12 protein-coding genes are annotated in these 16,540 nt (G+C 74.9%); 5 read left to right on the top strand and 7 right to left on the bottom strand.

The genetic code is table 11. The annotated features are described in order from the left end of the window. Nucleotides 1–92: 92 nt before the first annotated feature. The 6 genes from hypE to hypA are packed head-to-tail and all read right to left on the bottom strand — an operon-like array spanning nt 93 to nt 6,025. Nucleotides 93–1,172 carry a hydrogenase expression/formation protein HypE gene (hypE, locus tag HG542_RS02080; protein ID WP_304414282.1) on the bottom strand — a complete coding sequence of 360 codons (1,080 nt, stop codon included), beginning with the start codon at nt 1,170–1,172 and terminating at the stop codon, nt 93–95. Then, entirely contained in the window at nt 1,165–2,298 is a 1,134-nt protein-coding gene (gene hypD / locus HG542_RS02085; protein ID WP_171078246.1) for a hydrogenase formation protein HypD, read from the bottom strand. Before hypD ends, hypE begins: the two co-directional genes overlap by 8 nt. Beyond that, a complete protein-coding gene (locus tag HG542_RS02090) occupies nt 2,295–2,588 on the bottom strand; it encodes a HypC/HybG/HupF family hydrogenase formation chaperone (protein ID WP_171078247.1) in 294 nt (97 codons plus the stop codon). The genes hypD and HG542_RS02090 overlap by 4 nt, the downstream gene beginning before the upstream one ends. Continuing rightward, the gene (gene hypF / locus HG542_RS02095; protein ID WP_171078248.1) at nt 2,551–4,950 is read right to left on the bottom strand and encodes a carbamoyltransferase HypF; all 2,400 of its coding nucleotides are present in this window, start codon (nt 4,948–4,950) and stop codon (nt 2,551–2,553) included. The genes HG542_RS02090 and hypF overlap by 38 nt, the downstream gene beginning before the upstream one ends. Further along, nucleotides 4,947–5,672, bottom strand: coding sequence for a hydrogenase nickel incorporation protein HypB (gene hypB / locus HG542_RS02100; protein ID WP_171078249.1), 726 nt, complete (start codon nt 5,670–5,672; stop codon nt 4,947–4,949). Before hypB ends, hypF begins: the two co-directional genes overlap by 4 nt. Further along, a complete protein-coding gene (hypA, locus tag HG542_RS02105) occupies nt 5,672–6,025 on the bottom strand; it encodes a hydrogenase maturation nickel metallochaperone HypA (RefSeq protein ID WP_171078250.1) in 354 nt (117 codons plus the stop codon). The genes hypB and hypA overlap by 1 nt, the downstream gene beginning before the upstream one ends. Nucleotides 6,026–6,292: 267 nt before the next feature. Here hypA and HG542_RS02110 point away from each other — a divergent pair, with 267 nt between their 5' ends. The 5 genes from HG542_RS02110 to HG542_RS02130 all read left to right on the top strand — a co-directional run bounded on the left by HG542_RS02110 (nt 6,293) and on the right by HG542_RS02130 (nt 11,955). Beyond that, nucleotides 6,293–8,026, top strand: coding sequence for an enoyl-CoA hydratase-related protein (locus HG542_RS02110; protein ID WP_171078251.1), 1,734 nt, complete (start codon nt 6,293–6,295; stop codon nt 8,024–8,026). Beyond that, nucleotides 8,023–8,559 (top strand): hydrogenase maturation protease, encoded by a 537-nt coding sequence (locus HG542_RS02115; RefSeq protein WP_171078252.1) that lies wholly within the window; start codon nt 8,023–8,025, stop codon nt 8,557–8,559. The genes HG542_RS02110 and HG542_RS02115 overlap by 4 nt, the downstream gene beginning before the upstream one ends. A 124-nt stretch (nt 8,560–8,683) precedes the next feature. Further along, a complete protein-coding gene (locus HG542_RS02120; protein ID WP_171078253.1) occupies nt 8,684–10,807 on the top strand; it encodes a catalase in 2,124 nt (707 codons plus the stop codon). 76 nt (nt 10,808–10,883) lie between these two features. Further along, on the top strand, nt 10,884–11,078 hold the full coding sequence (locus tag HG542_RS02125; RefSeq protein WP_171078254.1) for a CsbD family protein: 195 nt from the start codon (nt 10,884–10,886) through the stop codon (nt 11,076–11,078). 85 nt (nt 11,079–11,163) lie between these two features. Next, nucleotides 11,164–11,955, top strand: coding sequence for a VOC family protein (locus HG542_RS02130; protein WP_171078255.1), 792 nt, complete (start codon nt 11,164–11,166; stop codon nt 11,953–11,955). On the opposite strand, the gene HG542_RS02135 is transcribed toward HG542_RS02130, so the two are convergent. Further along, nucleotides 11,939–16,375: a cation-translocating P-type ATPase gene (locus HG542_RS02135; RefSeq protein ID WP_229922494.1), complete on the bottom strand. Its 4,437-nt coding sequence runs from the start codon at nt 16,373–16,375 to the stop codon at nt 11,939–11,941. The genes HG542_RS02130 and HG542_RS02135 overlap by 17 nt on opposite strands. Nucleotides 16,376–16,540: the final 165 nt, after the last annotated feature.

Raw genomic sequence — 16,540 nt, forward strand, 5'->3', positions numbered from 1 at the left:
GACTCGTCCCACTTTCACATGATTCATTCGGGTATGCGCGATGGGTCGCGCGGGGGTGTGACGGGGCGGACAAGGGGAAGGACCGGGGCCCCTCAGCAGATCCGCGGCAGCTGCTCCCCGACCGGCAGGTCCACCACCCGCGTGCCGCCGAGCCGGGTGCGGGCCACCACCATGCCCGGGTGCTCGGCCACGCACTCCCCGATGACGGCCGCCCCGGCCCCTTGCGGGTGCGCACGCATCGCGGCGAGCACCGCATCAGCATGCTCCCGGGGCACGAACGCGATCAGCCGGCCCTCGTTCGCCACGTACAGCGGGTCCAGGCCCAGGAAGCCGCAGGCGTTCGCCACCGGCTCCGGGACGGGCACCGCCTCCTCGGTGAGCACGACCCCGGTGCCGGAGGCGGCGGCGATCTCGTTGAGGGAGGCCGCCACCCCGCCCCGCGTGGGGTCCCGCAGCACATGCAGATCGCGGGTGACACCGAGCATCGCGGCGACCAGGCCGCCCAGGGGCGCCGTGTCGCTGGCGATCTCCACCCCGAACTCCAGGCCCTCGCGCACGCTGAGCACGGCCACCCCGTGCAGTCCGACGGGCCCGCTGACGACGACCACATCGCCGGGACGGGCCCGCTGCGGGCGGATGTCCACCCCTTCGGGGACGAGCCCGACGCCCGACGTCGTCACATAGATCCCGTCACCGTGGCCGGCGTCGACGACCTTGGTGTCCCCGGTGGCCACCACGACTCCCGCCGCCGCGGCGGCCGAGCCCATCGCCCGGGCGACGCGTTCGACCACCGCCAGCTCCGTGCCCTCCTCCAGGATGAAGGCGCAGGAGAGGAAGGCGGCCCGGGCCCCGCTCATGGCCAGGTCGTTGACGGTGCCGTTGACGGCCAGGTCGCCGATGCAGCCGCCGGGGAAGAACAGCGGCCGCACCACGTAGGCGTCGGTGGAGAAGGCCAGCCGGGTCCCGCCCAGGGGCAGGATGGCCGAGTCGCCGAGCCCGGACAGGATCTCGTTGCCGTAGGCCGGGGCGAACACCTCGGACACCAGCTCCGCCGACAGCGCCCCGCCGCCGCCGTGCCCCAGGACCACGACGGGCCCGTCCCGCAAGGGGGCCGGACAGCTCCACACCGACGGGTCGGGCAGCCCGCCCGCCTCCACGTACGCCTCAGCCAACGGACGTCGCCTCCTTGCCGGTTGCGGCCGCCGGGCCGGGGCTCAGGCGGCGGTAGAGGTAGTAGGCCGCGCACGCTCCCTCGCCGGAGACCATCGTCGCCCCCAGCGGCGTGCGCGGCGTGCAGGCCTTGCCGAACGCCGCGCACTCGTACGGCTTGAGCAGGCCCTGCAGCACCTCGCCGCTCCGGCAGGCCGCAGGCTCCTCGGCCCGCATGTCCGTCACGTCGAAGCGGTGCTCGGCGTCGAACTCCCGGTAGGCGTCGGCCAGTCGCCAGCCGCTGGCCGGAATGGTGCCGATGCCGCGCCAGGCCCGGTCGGCCACTTCGAAGACCTCGGCCAGCATGCGCAGCGCCGCCGGGTTGCCCTCGTCGCGCACGGCGCGCGGATAGGCGTTCTCCACCCGGTGCTCGCCGCGCTCCAGTTGGCGCACGGTGCGGCGGACGCCTTCGAGGATGTCGAGCGGCTCGAAGCCGGTGACGACGAGCGGCACCCGGAACCGCTCGGCCAGGGCCGGGTATTCACCCACCCCCATCACGCTGCACACGTGCCCGGCGGCCAGGAAGCCCTGCACCCGGCAGTGCGGCGAGCGCATGATCGCCTCGATCGCGGGCGGCACCCGGACGTGCGAGACGAGCAGGCTGAAGTTGCGGACGCCCAGTCTGCGCGCCTGGTGGACGGCCATGGCGTTGGCGGGCGCGGTGGTCTCGAAGCCGATGCCGAAGAACACCACCTGCTTCTCCGGGGTGCGGCGCGCGATCTCCAGTGCGTCCAGCGGCGAGTACACCACCCGCACGTCACCGCCCGCGCTCTTGACCCGGAACAGGTCCCGCCCGCTGCCGGGCACGCGCAGCATGTCCCCGAACGAGCAGAAGACCACGTCCGGCCGGGAGGCGATGGCGAGCGCCTTGTCGATCATCTCCAGCGGGGTGACGCACACCGGGCAGCCGGGGCCGTGGATCAGCTCGACCTCGGAGGGGAGCAGCTGGTCGATGCCGTGCCGGATGATCGAATGCGTCTGGCCGCCGCACACCTCCATCAGCGCCCAGGGCCTGGTGACGGTCGCGCGGATCTCGTCCAGCAGGCGCCGGGCGAGCGCGGGATCCTGGAACTCGTCGAGGTACCTCACCGCGGCACCTCCGGTTCCCCCGCCTCGGCCGCCGCCCGGCCCCACGCGTCGCCGAACTCCTCCTCCAGCGCGCCCATCCGCGCGAACAGCTCCAGGGTCGCCAACGCCGCCTCCTCGTCGAGCCGTTGCAGGGCGAAGCCGACGTGCACGATGGCGTAGTCGCCGACCTCGATCTCGGGCAGATAGGCCAGGCAAACGTCCTTGACGACGCCGCCGAAGTCCACCTTGGCCATGCGGGTGCCGTCCCGCTCCTCAACCCCGACCACTTTGCCGGGCACTGCCAGACACACGGCCTCCTCCTTCCGTACGGCATCCCGCGGATGCCCGCCCATGGCCGCCGGACCCGGCCGCCACGAGCAGCTGGCCCAGCGCCAGCCCGCCGTCACCGCAGGGCACTTGGCGGTGCAGCACCACCGTGAACCCGGCGCCGGCCAGTCGCCGGGAACAGGCCTCCTCCAGCACGGCATTGGCGAAGACCCCGCCGGTCAGCGCCACCGTGCCCACGCCGGACCGCCGGCGGACGTGCGCGCACACGGCCAGGACCGCGTCGGCGACGGCGAGATGGAACCGCGCGGCCACGAACTCCACCGGCGTCCCGGCCCGTACATCCGCGGCGGCCGCCCGCAGCACCGGCCCCGGGTCGATCAGGACCGGGCCGTCGCCCGCCGCCCGGCCGCCGCGCAGGGCGAAGGCATACGGGCGGCCGCACTCCGCCGTGCCGCGTGCCGCGTATGCCTCCAGCTCCACCGCGGCCTGTGCCTCGTACCCGGCCCGGTGACAGACCCCGGCGAGCGAGGAGACGGCGTCGAAGAGCCGCCCCATGCTGGAGGTCGGCGTGCACGCCAAGCGGCGCTCCAACTGCCGCTCCAGCACCCGCCGTTCGTCCTCGTCGCAGACCGCCGCCGGGGGAAGGGCGGGATCCCAGGGAAGCCGCGCCGACCGCAGGTGGGTCAGCGCCATGCGGCACGGGTTGCGGACGGCCGCGTCGCCGCCGGGCAGCGGCACGTACGCCAGATGCGCGCAGCGCCGGTAGCCCGTGTAGTCGGCGAGCATCACCTCGCCGCCCCACACCGCGCCGTCGTCCCCGTAGCCGGTGCCGTCGAAGGCGACGCCGATGACGGGCGCGGAGCCGTCCAGGCCCGCGTCGGCCATGGCCGAGGCGATGTGCGCGTGATGGTGCTGCACCAGCTTCAGCGGGCGGTTCCCGGCGTGCGCGTGCGCCCAGGCCGTGGACCGGTAGCGCGGATGGCGGTCGGCCGCGTACAACTCCGGCCGGGTACCCGTCAGTTCGGTCAGGTGGCCTACGGCCCGCTCGAAGGCGGTGACGGTGGCCAGTTCGCCGAGGTCGCCGATGTGCTGGGACAGCCAGGCCGAGCGTCCGCGCCCCAGGCAGAAGGCGTTCTTCACGTCGCCGCCGACGGCCAGTGCGGGCGGCACCTCGAAGGGCAGGCCGAGGGGCTCGGGCACGTAGCCGCGCGAGCGCCGCAGCGGCAGGCTGCTGCCGTCGGCCCGTACGCGCACCACCGAGTCGTCGCACGGCACGTGGATCGGCCGGTCGTGGCCGAGCCGGGCGTCGGCCAGGTCCGCCAGCCGGGCCGCGGCGTCCGCGTCGTCGGTCACGATCGGTTCGCCGGACCGGTTGCCGCTGGTCATCACCAGCAGCGGTGGACCGGGCGGGTCGCCGGGCAGGCCGTACAGCAGCCGGTGCACGGGGCTGTAGGGGAGCAGCACGCCGAGGTCGGGACTGCCGGGGCACACGGACGGGGCCAGCGGCACGGCGGGCGGGCGGGTGGGCCGCAGCAGGACGACGGGCGAGCGGGGCCCGGTCAGCAGCCGCGCCTCGGCCTCGCCGACGGGGGCGAGGGCCCGGACCGTCTCCAGGTCGCCCGCCATGACGGCGAAGGGCTTGTCGCCGCGCCCCTTCGCCGCCCGCAGTCGACGGACGGCGTCCTCGTCGCCGGCGTCACAGGCCAGGTGATAGCCGCCGACTCCCTTGACGGCCACGATCGCGCCCTGCGCGAGCAGCGACCGGGCCGCCGCCATCGCCTCCGCGCCGCCGTACGCGGTGCCGCCGTGGTCCAGCCGCAGCCGTGGCCCGCAGTCCGGGCAGCACACCGGCTGCGCGTGGTGGCGCCGGTCGGCCGGGTCGGCGTACTCCCCGGCACAGCGTGCGCACAGCGGGAAGGCGGCCATCGTCGTGCGGGGACGGTCGTAGGGCAGGCCGGTGACGAGGGTGAACCGGGGGCCGCAGTGCGTGCAGGTGATGAAGGGATGCCGGTGGCGGCGGTCGGCCGGGTCGGCGAGTTCCGCGAGACAGTCGGCGCACACCGCGGCGTCCGGCGGCACTCCGGTGCGCCCCGCGCCGGGCTCGGACGGCAGGATCGCGAACCCGTCGCCGCCGAGGACCGGCAGGCTCAGCTGCGCGACGGAGGCGACCACGGCCAGCGGCGGTGGTGCCGCGACGAGCCGCTCGCAGAAGGCCTGGACCGGCCCCGGCGCACCCTCCACCTCGGCGGTGACGCCTCCGGTGTGGTTGACGACGTAGCCGGAGAGACCGAGCTCCCGGGCGAGGCCGTGCACGAACGGGCGGAAGCCGACGCCCTGCACGGTGCCGTGCACGACGAGGCGGCGCCGGACAAGAGGCGTCGTCACGAGGGGGAACCCGCCGGATCCCCGGTGGCCGGCCCGGCCACCGCCATCGCCGGCCGGTGGACGCCGCCGCCCTGCGCCACCGTCACCACCCGCTCCACCAGCGCCTCGACGCCCTCTCCCGTCCTGGCCGACGTCTCCGCGAGCTCCACGCCCGGGTTGACGCGGGCGACGTTCTGCGCGAATTCCGCCCGGTCGAAGCCCACCGCTTGGGCGAGGTCGGTCTTGGTGAGCACGACCAGGTGGGCCAGACCGAAGGCCGTGGGGTACTTCAGCGGCTTGTCCTCGCCCTCCGTCACCGACATCAGCGTGATCCGCAGCGTCTCGCCCAGGTCGTAGGAGGCGGGGCAGACGAGGTTGCCGACGTTCTCCACGTACAGCACCCGGGTCCCGGCCGGCAGCCACCCCTCCAGCTGGGTACGCAGCTGGGCGGCCTCCAGGTGGCACAGCCCGCCGGTCAGGACCTGTTTGACGGGCACGCCGGAGCGGGCCAGGCGCGTCGCGTCGTTCTCCGTGGCGAGGTCCGCCGTCAGGGCGGCCGTCGGCACGCCCCGCGCACTCGTGCCGGCCAGGACCTGTTCCAGCAGCGCGGTCTTGCCGCTGCCCGGACTGGACAGCAGGTTCACCACGGCCGTGCCCCGGGCGGCGAGTTCCGCGCGCAGGGCGCCGGCCAGGGCGTCGTTCTTCGCCAGGACCGCCTGTCGGACGTCCACCACACGGCACATCACACGCTCGCCTCCTCCAGTTCGATGGCGGTGACCTCCAGTTCCCGGCCCTCCACCAGCTCCTGCGCCGGCCGGTCGCACCGCGGGCACCACAGCAGCGGCGGCATCCCCACCGCGAAGCCGGTGCCGCACGGTGCGCAGCGGGCCCGCGCCGGGACCTCCTCCACCAGCAGCCGGGCCGACTCCAGGGCCGTTCCTTCCACGGCCACTTCGAAGGAGAACCGCAGCGCATCCGGCACGACCCCCGCCATCTCGCCCACCCGCACCCGCACCGCCGTGACGCGGCCGCCGTGGAACCGGGCGGTCTCCTCCGCGCGTTCGACGATCGCCGTGGCGATGGACAGCTCGTGCATCCGCCAAGGGCTCCCGTCGTCCGGCGTCCGCCGGCGTGCCCGGCCGGGCACGCACATACGCGCTCCACCCTGCGGGTCCGCCCGCGCCGGGTACCGCGCGGCACGGCCCGGGCAGTCCATGCGGCCGTGCGGATTCGCCTGCGCGGCCCAATCACGCGTGCCGCTGCGGCCGTGCAACGGCTGCCCGGGACGGACCGTCGGTGACGATCGGTCAGGGGAGCGGCCCCGTATCACCCGCATCACCCGTCCCGGAGGAGGACCGCCGTCGTGCGCATTCTGCTCGTCGCCAGTGCTTTCAACAGCCTCACCCAGCGCGTCTTCGCCGAACTCGGCGACCACGGCCACACCGTGGCCGTCGCGGTGGTGGCCGGCGAGGAGGACGTGCGCGCGGCCGTCCGCCGCCACCCGGCCGACCTGGTCCTCGCCCCCATGCTGCGGACGGCCGTCCCCCGGGACGTCTGGTCCCGGCACACCTGCCTGGTCGTCCACCCGGGGCCGCCCGGTGACCGGGGCCCGTCCTCCCTCGACCGGGCCCTGCTCGACGGCGAGACGCAGTGGGGGGTGACGGTGCTCCAGGCCGAGGAGGAGATGGACGCCGGTGCCGTCTGGGCGGACGCCGCCTTCGCCGTGCCCGACGGAGCGGGAAAGAGTGACCTGTACCGCGGCGAAGTGGCGGACGCCGCCGTGCAGGCCGTCCTCCAGGCGGTGGAGCGCTGCGCCTCGGGCCGCTGGACCCCCCGGCGCCAGGACGGCCTGCCCGTACGGGCCCGCCCCTATCTGAAGCAGGAGGAACGCCGCATCGACTGGCAGAACATGCCGACCGAGGCCGTGCTGCGCACCCTGCGGGCGGCCGACTCGCAGCCGGGCGTACGGGACGAACTCCTGGGCGGCGCATGGTTCCTGCACGGCGGCCACGCCGAGGACCGGCTGCGCGGCAGGCCCGGCGCCGTGGTGGCCACCCGCGCGGGCGCCATCTGCCGCGCCACCGTGGACGGGGCGGTGTGGATCCCCGAACTGCGTCGGTGCCGGACGGAGTTCGCCCCGGCCGGCATCAAACTGCCCGCCACCCTCGCCCTGGGCGAGCGGCTCCCGCCCGTGCCCGAGACGCCGGCCCCCCTGGAGCCGCCGCCCGGCCGCCGCACCTGGAGCGACATCCGCTACACGGAGAGCGGCGCCGTGGGCTTCCTCCGCTTCCGTTTCCCCGGCGGCGCCATGAGCACCGGCCAGTGCAGGCGCCTGCTGCACGCCTACCGGCACGCCTGCCGGCGCCCGACCGCGGTCCTGGTGCTCGGCGGCGAACGGGACTTCTTCTCCAACGGCATCCACCTCAACGTCATCGAGGCCGCCGCCGACCCCGCCGCCGAGTCGTGGGCGAACATCAACGCCATGGACGACCTGGCCGAGGCGGTCCTGACGACCACCGACCGGATCGTCGTCGCGGCCGTGGCGGGCAACGCGGCCGCGGGCGGGGCCATGCTGGCCCTGGCGGCGGACGAGGTGTGGTGCAGGGAAGGAGCGGTCCTCAACCCGCACTACCGCCTGATGGGCCTGTACGGCTCGGAGTACTGGACCTGCACCCTGCCCCGGCGCGTCGGCGCGGAGCAGGCCGCGGCACTGACCGAGCAGGCCGCACCCGTGAGCGCCGCCCGCGCCCTCGCCATCGGACTCGTCGACCGCCTCGTCCCGTCCGCGCCCGGGGAGTTCGCCGCCGCCGTCGCCCGCATGGCCGGCGAACTCACCCGCCGCACCGACGTGTCCGCGCGGATCGCCGCGAAGAAGGCGGCCCGGGAGCGGGACGAACAGATCCGGCCGCTCGCCGCCTACCGCACCGCCGAACTGCGCCGCATGCAGGCCACGTTCGACGCACCGGACGCCCCCTACCACGCCCTGCGCTCGGCGTTCGTCCGCAAACGGCCGGCGCCGGATGCGGACGAACACCTCGACCGGCTCTCGCAGTTGCGCCGGCGCCCCGTCCGCGTCGCAGCGGGCCGGCCGCTGTGACGGCCGCGGCCGCACCGCGCGTCCTCGTCGCGGGCATCGGCAACATCTTCCTCGCCGACGACGCCTTCGGGCCGGAGGTCGTCGCAGCCCTGCGCGGCCGGGCCCTGCCGGAGGGCGTGGACGCCGCCGACTTCGGCATCCGCGGCATGGACCTCGTCTACCGGCTGCTCGACGGCTACGCCGCCGCGGTCCTCGTCGACGCCGTACCGCGCGGCGGCACCCCGGGCACCCTGTACCTCCTGGACCTCGACGGCGCCGACCCGGGCCTCGCTCCGGGCGCTCCCGAGGCGCACGGCATGGACCCGGTGAAGGTGCTCGCCACCGCCCGCGAACTGGCGCGCTGGGAGGACCTGCCCTTCCCCCGCGTCGTACTCGTGGGCTGCGAACCGCTGGTGCGCATGCGCGGCGACGAACCGCACGTCGCCTGCGGACTCAGCGACCCGGTGCGCGCAGCGGTCGGCGAGGCGGTGCGGCTGCTGGAGTCCGTCGTGAGGGACCTGCTGCGGAGCACGGCCGTGCCGCTGCCGGGCTGACGGCACGGGGCCATCTGCCGGTTTCGGTTTGCCGGCCCCGGGCAGGCGGGTGAGCCTGAGGAAGCGGACGGCGCCGCACCGGCCCCGCCGTTTCTCCGTTCCGCAGAGGAAGGAAGTGCCGCGCGTGTCCGCATCGTCATCGCACCGGCCCGACCGGGACGCCCTCGCCCGGGAGGACGCCAAGGACCGGCAACTGGCGCAGTTCCGTGCCGCGCCCGAGCACGACGCCCTCACGACCGACCAGGGCGTGCGCGTCGACGACACGGACAACGCGCTGCGGGCCGGGGAACGCGGGCCGACGCTCCTGGAGGACTTCCACAACCGCGAGAAGCTCACCCACTTCGACCACGAGCGCATCCCCGAACGCGTCGTCCACGCCCGGGGATCCGGAGCCTACGGCTATTTCGAACCCTACGCATCGCTCGCCGAGTACACCTGCGCCGACTTCCTGGCCGAAGCGGGCCGCAGGACCCCGGTGTTCGTCCGGTTCTCGACCGTCCAGGGCCCGCGGGGCTCCGCCGACACCGTGCGCGACGTACGCGGCTTCGCGACCAAGTTCTATACGCGCCAGGGCAATTACGACCTGGTCGGGAACAACATGCCGGTGTTCTTCATCCAGGACGCCATCAAGTTCCCCGACTTCGTGCACGCGGTGAAGATGGAGCCGCAGCACGAGATGCCCACCGGCGCCTCCGCGCACGACACCTTCTGGGACTTCTGCTCCCTCCAGCCCGAGACGACCCACATGCTCATGTGGCTGATGTCCGACCGGGCCATCCCGCGCAGCTTCCGCATGATGCAGGGCTTCGGCGTGCACACCTTCCGCTTCGTCACCGCCGACGGCCGGGGCACCTTCGTGAAGTTCCACTGGAAACCCGTCCTGGGCGTCCACTCCCTGGTGTGGGACGAGGCCCAGATCACCGCGGGGCGCGACCCCGACTTCAACCGCCGCGACCTGTGGGAGTCCATCGAGGCGGGCGAGTACCCCGAATGGGAGCTGGGCGTCCAACTGGTGCCCGAGGAGGACGAGTTCTCCTTCGACTTCGACCTCCTCGACGCCACCAAGATCATCCCGGAGGAGCAGGTGCCCGTCCGGCCGGTCGGCCGCATGGTCCTGAACCGCAACCCGCAGAACTTCTTCGCCGAGACCGAACAGGTCGCCTTCCACACCGCCAACGTCGTCCCGGGCATCGACTTCACCAACGACCCGCTGCTCCAGGGCCGCAACTTCTCCTACCTGGACACCCAGCTCATCCGCCTCGGCGGCCCCAACTTCAGCCAGCTCCCGGTCAACCGGCCCGTCGCGGACGTACACCACAACCACCGTGACGGCTACGGCCAGCAGGTCATCCACCCGGGCACCAACTACTTCCCCAACTCGCTGGGCGGGGGCTGCCCGGCGCATGCCGGAGCCGGCGGCGGGGCGGGCGTGTTCCGCCACTACGCGCAGCGCGTCGAGGGCGAGAAGATCCGGGTGCGCAGCGAGAGCTTCCAGGACCACTACAGCCAGGCCGCACTGTTCTGGAACAGCATGGCGGACTGGGAACGGCGCCACATCGTCGAGGCGTTCCGGTTCGAGCTCGGCAAGGTCGCCTCGGCCGCGGTGCGCGAGCGGATGACCGGCAACCTGGCGAACGTGAACGCGGAACTGGCGGCCAAGGTCGCCGAGGGCCTCGGCCTGCCTGCGCCCGGCACCGTCGCGGACGTCCCCACGGCCGCCTCGCCCGCTCTGAGCATGGAGAACCTCGCGGGCGAGGGCATCCGGACCCGCAAGGTCGCCGTCCTCGCCGCCGACGGGACGGACGCGGGCCAGATCGGGGCCGTGCGCGGCCGGCTGGCCGCCGAGGGGGCGATCGTGGAGGTGCTGGCGGCGAAGGAGGGAACGGTGGCCGCCGGCGGTGACCGTGTGGACGTGGACCGGGCCCTGCCCACCACCGCCTCCGTGCTCCACGACGCCGTCCTGGTCCCCGACGGCGCCGAGGCGGTGTCCGTCCTGGCCGCCGACCCCGCGGCCGTACGGTTCGTGGAGGAGGCCTACCGGCACGGCAAGCCCGTCGCCGCGCTCGGCGAGGGCACGCGGCTGCTGACGGCGGCCCGGCTGCCCGAGGAGGTGGTCTTCGGCTCCTCCGCCCCCGACTACGGCGTGTTCACCGCCAACGGCAGCACCTCCGTGACGGACCTCGCCGATGCCTTCGCCGAGGCCCTCGCCCGCCACCGCTTCCCGCACCGGCCGGGCCTGCTCACCTGAGCCACGGCCCGGGTTGCGGCGGCCGGGTGCGGGGCGTGAGCTGGAGAGGTAGCCCCCGTCCGGAGGAGATGCCGTCATGAGCAGAGGACGAGCCAAGGCCAAGCAGGCCAAGGGAGCGGTGAAGGAGACCATCGGCCAGGTCACAGACAATCCCGAACGGGAGGTCGAGGGCTTCGCCGAAAAGCTCGAAGGCAAGGCGAAGGCGCAGGCACAGGAGGCACGGAAAGCACGGGAAGCAGCCTCTGCCGAACGCCGCAAGCACGCCGAGTAGTGCGCCGGCTCCCACGGAGGCCTCGTCGGAATCCGCACCACCGCGCGGGCAGGACCCCCGAGAGGACCCCGTGGAGGAGAACGCCGTGCCCCACACCAGAACCGCCTGCCTGCCGGGGGTCCCGTCGTGGGTCAGCCTGACCACGCGGAGCCTCGATGCGGCCATGGACTTCTACGGTCCGCTGCTGGGCTGGCGGTTCGAGCCCGCCCAGGGCCGGTGCGGCGCCGGCGCCAGGGCCCTGGCCGGGGAGACGGCCATCGCCGGCATCAACGCCGTGGCGCCGGAATGGGAACTGCCCGTCACATGGACCACGTACTTCGGCATCGAAAGCGCGGACGCGGCGGTGGCCCGCATCCAGGAGCGGGGCGGCACCGTCGCGGTGGGGCCCCTGGAGTCGGAGGCCGGGCGCCTGGCCCTGGCGGCGGACCCTGCCGGGGCCGCGTTCGGCCTGTGGGAGTGCCACGCCGCGCCCCGGGGAAACGCCTCCCCCTTGCTCGGCGGAACCGCGGTGTGGGTGGAACTGCGCACCCGGGACGCCTTCGAGGCGGCGTTCTTCTACGACGGCGTCCTCGACTGGGACCGCCGCCGCTCCGCCGAATACGTCATCCGCTGGGAGGAGGACCGCGTCGTCCTCGACTTCCACGGCTCGACGGTGGCGACGCTGTACGGCGGAGCCGTGGAGGCGACGGCCGATCCCCGGCTGAGGCCGCGCTGGACCGTGTTCTTCTCCGTACCGGACACGGAGGCCACGCTGCGGACCGCCGAAAAGCTGGGCGGCCAGACCATCGACCAGCCGAGCCGCACGGCTTTCGGGCGCATGGCGACGTTGCGGGACCCCGAAGGCGGAGTCTTCTGCGTCGTCAGCGGCCATTCCTGACCATGCGCTCGACGCGCGGCAGCCACCGCGGCGCCAGCCCGGCCGCGCCGATCGCGGCGCCGACGCCCGCCCAGGCCACCGGCCCCAGCGGCCGGCAGCCGAAGAGGCGGCTGATGCCCGGGGTCTCGATGAGGGCGGCCAGTGCGGCGGCGGAGCCGACGGCGGTGCCGCGGACCAGGCGGCTGTGCCGCCTTCCGGTCAGGGTCTGGGCGAGCTGGGCCCCCACCACGCCGCCCAGGGCCATGGTGCTCGTCCGCCGGGCGGACCCGGGGGTGACGGTGCCGGCCAGCCAGGCGGTCGTCGCACCGAGCGCGGTGACCTCGCCCCGGCGCCGGATCTGCCGGGTCAGCGGCTCCTCCAGAGCGGTGAGGCCTTCCGACGGAGCCTCGTCGCCCTCGCCGGGCCGGGCGTCGTCCCGCGGGGTGACCGCGACCGCCATCGCCGGGAACATGTCCGTGAGCAGGTTGACCAGCAGGATCTGACGCGTGGACAGCGGCGCGGCGCCGGACAGCACGGTGCCGAGCACGGAGAAGCCGATCTCGCCGGCGTTGCCGCCGATCAGGATGCTGATCGCGTCCGCCACGCTGCGCCACAGCGCGCGGCCCTCGGTGACGGCGGCGAGCAGCGGGGTCAGTTCGTCGCCGGTGATCACCAGGTCCGCCGCGTTGCGGGCCGCCGCCGAGCCGCGGGCGGCGATCCCGACGCCGATGTCGGCGGCGCGGATGGCGGCGGCGTCGTTCGCGCCGTCCCCGACCATCGCCATGACCCGGCCCGCCTCCCGGAGGGCCTCGACGACCTGCAGCTTCTGCTCGGGCGCGACCCTGGCGACGACGTCGCAGTCGCGCAGCCGCTCCGCGCGGCCGGCGCGGTCGAGTGCGGCGAGCTCGTCGCCGGTGGCCAGCTCGATGTCCTCGGGCCAGCCCAGCGCGAGGGCCACCGCGCGGGCGGTGGCCGGGTGGTCACCGGTGAGCATGACGGGCCGCACCCCCGCCTGCCGCAGGTTGTCCACCAGCGCCTCGGAGCCGGGGCGCGGAGTGTCCGCCAGGGCCACGAAGCCGACCAGGCGGAGCTCCCGCAGCGGCTGATCGACCTCGTCGGCCTCGCCGACGGGGCGTGCGGCGACGGCGAGGATGCGCAGACCGTCGTCCGCGAGAGCGGTCATGGCGGCCTGCGCCTCCTCCGCGACGTCGGCACAGGCCGGGAGGACGACCTCGGGCGCCCCCTTGACGATCAGCTGCGTCCCGCCGTCGCCGTCGGCGCCGGTGGCCGCTGCGTAGCTCCGGCTGGCCTCGAAGGGCAGGCTGTCCCGGGGTGCCCAGTCGGTGTCGTCCGGCGCCGCGTCGAGGATCACCTCGTCCGTGGAGTGGGCGTGGGCGGCGGCCCCGTCGGCAGCGGGCGGGCAGGCGCGGGCGGCCATGCGCAGCACGGGTTCGGCCTCGGCGGCGTCGGGGGGATGCAGGCTGCCTTCGGCCGTGCTGATGCGGGCCACCCGCAGGCGGTTCTCGGTCAGGGTGCCGGTCTTGTCGAAGCAGACGGTGTCCATCCGGCCCAGTGCCTCCAGGGCGCGCGGGGTGCGGACCAGCACGCCGTGCTGGCTGAGCCGGCGGGCCGCCGCCAGCTGGGCGACCGTGGCCACCAGGGGCAGGCCCTCGGGGACGGCGGCCACCGCGACCGCGAGGCCGCCGCGGACGGCCTCGCGCACCGGGCAGCCGCGCAGGAGCGCGACGCCGGTGACGGTGGCACCGCCGAGGAGTGTGAGCGGCAGGGTGCGGTCGGTCAGCTCCCGCAGGCGTGCCTGGACACCCGCCGCCGGGGGAGTGCGGGCGGCGAGGTGCGCGGCACGGCCGGCCTCGGTCTCGTCCCCGGTCCCGACGACGACGGCCCGGGCATGTCCGGCCACGACGGTGGTGCCCTCGAAGACCATGCACCGCCGGTCGGCCACGGCTGCCTCGGGCGTGGCGTCCAGCTGCTTCGCGGTCGGAACGGACTCGCCGGTGAGGGAGGACTCGTCGACTTCCAGGTCCTCGACGTCGAGCAGCCGGGCGTCGGCCGGCACGACCTCCCCGGTGTGCAGTTCGATCACGTGCCCGGGCGAGAGCCGGGAGGCGTCGAGGGTGCGGGTCCGCTCCCCGTCGACCACCCGGACCTTCTGGCGCTGCCGCACCTCCAGCGCGGACAGGGCATGTTCGGCGCGCAGCCGCTGGACCCCGCTGATCAGGGCGTTCATCCCCAGGACGCCGGTGACCAGGAGCGCGTCCACGGGCGAGCCCAGCAGGGCGGACGCCGTGGCGCCGACCAGCAGGACCGGCGTCAGCGGATCGTCGAGCTCGGAACGCACCGCACCGGCCAGCCGGTACGTCACGCGTGCCGGGGCGAGCACCGGGTGCCGTGCCGCCCGCCGGAGCGCCTCCCCGGCCTGCAGAGTGACCGGCCGCATCACGTGCCGGGCGGTCCTGAGCCGGGCCAGCACCTCCTGCGGTGGCAGTGCGTGCCACGGCACCCGCGGCAGCGGGTGCGGCGCGGCACGGGCGCTGACGCGCACGGCGGCACGCCAGCCCGAGACGAGCGCCGCGGCGGTCGTGGCGTTGACGGGCAGGAGCCGGATCCCGACCGGCAGGGTGCCGTGGGACCGCCGGCCCCTGGTGACCACCAGCAGCCCGGACAGCGCGGCCCCCGCCTCCGCGAAGGTCGTCGCCCGCCGGGCCACGGTCCGGGCGGCGGGAACGGCGGCCAGCAGCCGCCAGGCGGACTCCAGCCCGTCCAGCAGGAGGATGTCCGCACCCCACACCACCGCGCTGTGCTCGTCGGTGACCGCTATGGACAGGTCGCTGCGCTGCAGTCCGGCCAGCACCCGGCGGCCGGCCGCCGTCGGCCCGGAATCGCCGTCGGCGGCGACCCGCGCCACGGTGAGCACCACCCGCCCGTCCCGCTGCAGTTCCCGCACCACCCCGGCCAAGGGCCTGTCGGCGCCGACCACCCGGTCGGCCAGGGCGCCGAAGTCGCCGAGCGTGCCGTCGTCGGTCACCACGACCTGCAGTCCGGCCCGGCGTGCCGCGTCCAGCGCGGCCTCGGCGAGGGGATCGATCTCCCAGCCGACCAGGACCGTGCCGACATCCCTGTCCTCGGCCGACGCGATCATCATTCCGGTCTCCGAGCCCTCCTCGCCGGGCACCGGGCGCAGGCCGAGGCCGGGCCTGTCCCCGGCGTGCTCCAGCGCGGCGGCGGCGGACTGCCAGAGCCGGTCGTGGTCCCAGCCGGGCGCACTGGGATGGACCCCGAGGACCGTCCGCGCCGTGCCGCGCAGGGAATCGGGGTGCAGCACCACGGTGTCGACGAGCTCCAGGCGGCGCAGGCGCTCCAGGTTCCGCACCAGGACGCCCTCGCGGGCCAGCTCGGTGGCCAGCGCCGTCGTGAACGCGGCCGGCCCGCAGCGGGCGGCTTTCGGGTTGCCGGCCACCAGGGCCTCGACCGCCTCGGCGCCGTCGCGGGCGAAGAGCGCTGCCGAGGCCGCGCCGCACAGGCTTCCGGCCACCGCCTGGTGCGCGTACTCCTCGCCCGGCAGCGGGTGCAGGGCCGGGCGGGGGATCCCCTCGTCGGCGAGGCTCGGCCGCCCGGGGGTGCAGACCGTGTCGTGCGCGGCGTCGAAGGCGGCGGCCCCGGCGATCGCCTCCAGCAGCCGGCCCGTCCGCAGCGCGGCGTCCAGCACCAGTGCGGCGGGCGACTGGCCGAAGCCGTACGCCGCTGCTCCCGTCGCCGCCATCACCAGCTCGGAGCCGGTCTTCCCCAGCCGCTCGCGCAGCAGGGAACGGACGGCGGGGTCCTCGCGGACCAGGGCGGCGGCACTGGTGACGAACCCGGGTGCCCGCCGGCGGCGGACCGACCGCGACGCCACGGCGGTGGCGTAGCCCACGGCGTCGAGGACCAGGGCGATCGCCTCGGTGCACACGTCGCCGATGTGGTCCGGGTGTGCCGCTTCCAGCACCTCCTCGTCCACCCGCTCCAGCCGTTGCGCAGAGGCGAGTTCGGAGGCCTGCTCGACGACGCGGTCGGCCACGGCGTCCTTGGCCAGCTGTACGACGAGCCGGGCGAGCCCGCCGTCCCAGTAGGCGGCCAGCACATCCGGCCGCTTCACCAGCCCGACGGCCACCTTGCGTGCCGCGGCCTCCACGCTGCGCGCGCGCCCGTCGGCGCCCGGGCGCGGCCGCAGCGGCAACTGCATGCGGGAGCCCGCGTGCCAGTACCCGCTGTCCGCATCCGCGGCGTTGACGGCCACCCGGCCCACGTGGCGCGCGGTGTCGACGACCGCCGCCGCACCGTGGACCGTGCTGCGCACACCGAATCCGGCCGCCTCGGCCGCCACATGGGCGGCGGCCCGGGCCACCGGCATCACCTTGCGCGCGGCATCGGCCGGCGCCGGCATTCGTGTCAAGAGGCGCGGAACCATGGCTCACCTCGCTCGGACAGGCCGCAAGCCGGCCGGCGGCACGGGGTGGCGGGGCGCCCCTCGCGCCGCCACTTCCATGGTGGGAACCCCTCGGCCGGACTGCAAAACCTCCGCCCGAGCGCCGTGCCGGGTCCGTTGAGA

This window comes from Streptomyces morookaense (genome assembly GCF_013030945.1).
Lineage (GTDB): Bacteria > Actinomycetota > Actinomycetes > Streptomycetales > Streptomycetaceae > Streptomyces > Streptomyces morookaensis.

Coding starts and splice junctions, on each gene's coding strand:
- HG542_RS02125 (WP_171078254.1), top strand. CDS start 10,884: ATGAGCAGAGGACGAGCCAAGGCCAAGCAGGCCAAGGGAGCGGTGAAG.
- hypA (WP_171078250.1), bottom strand. CDS start 6,025: ATGCACGAGCTGTCCATCGCCACGGCGATCGTCGAACGCGCGGAGGAG.
- hypB (WP_171078249.1), bottom strand. CDS start 5,672: ATGTGCCGTGTGGTGGACGTCCGACAGGCGGTCCTGGCGAAGAACGAC.
- HG542_RS02135 (WP_229922494.1), bottom strand. CDS start 16,375: ATGCCGGCGCCGGCCGATGCCGCGCGCAAGGTGATGCCGGTGGCCCGG.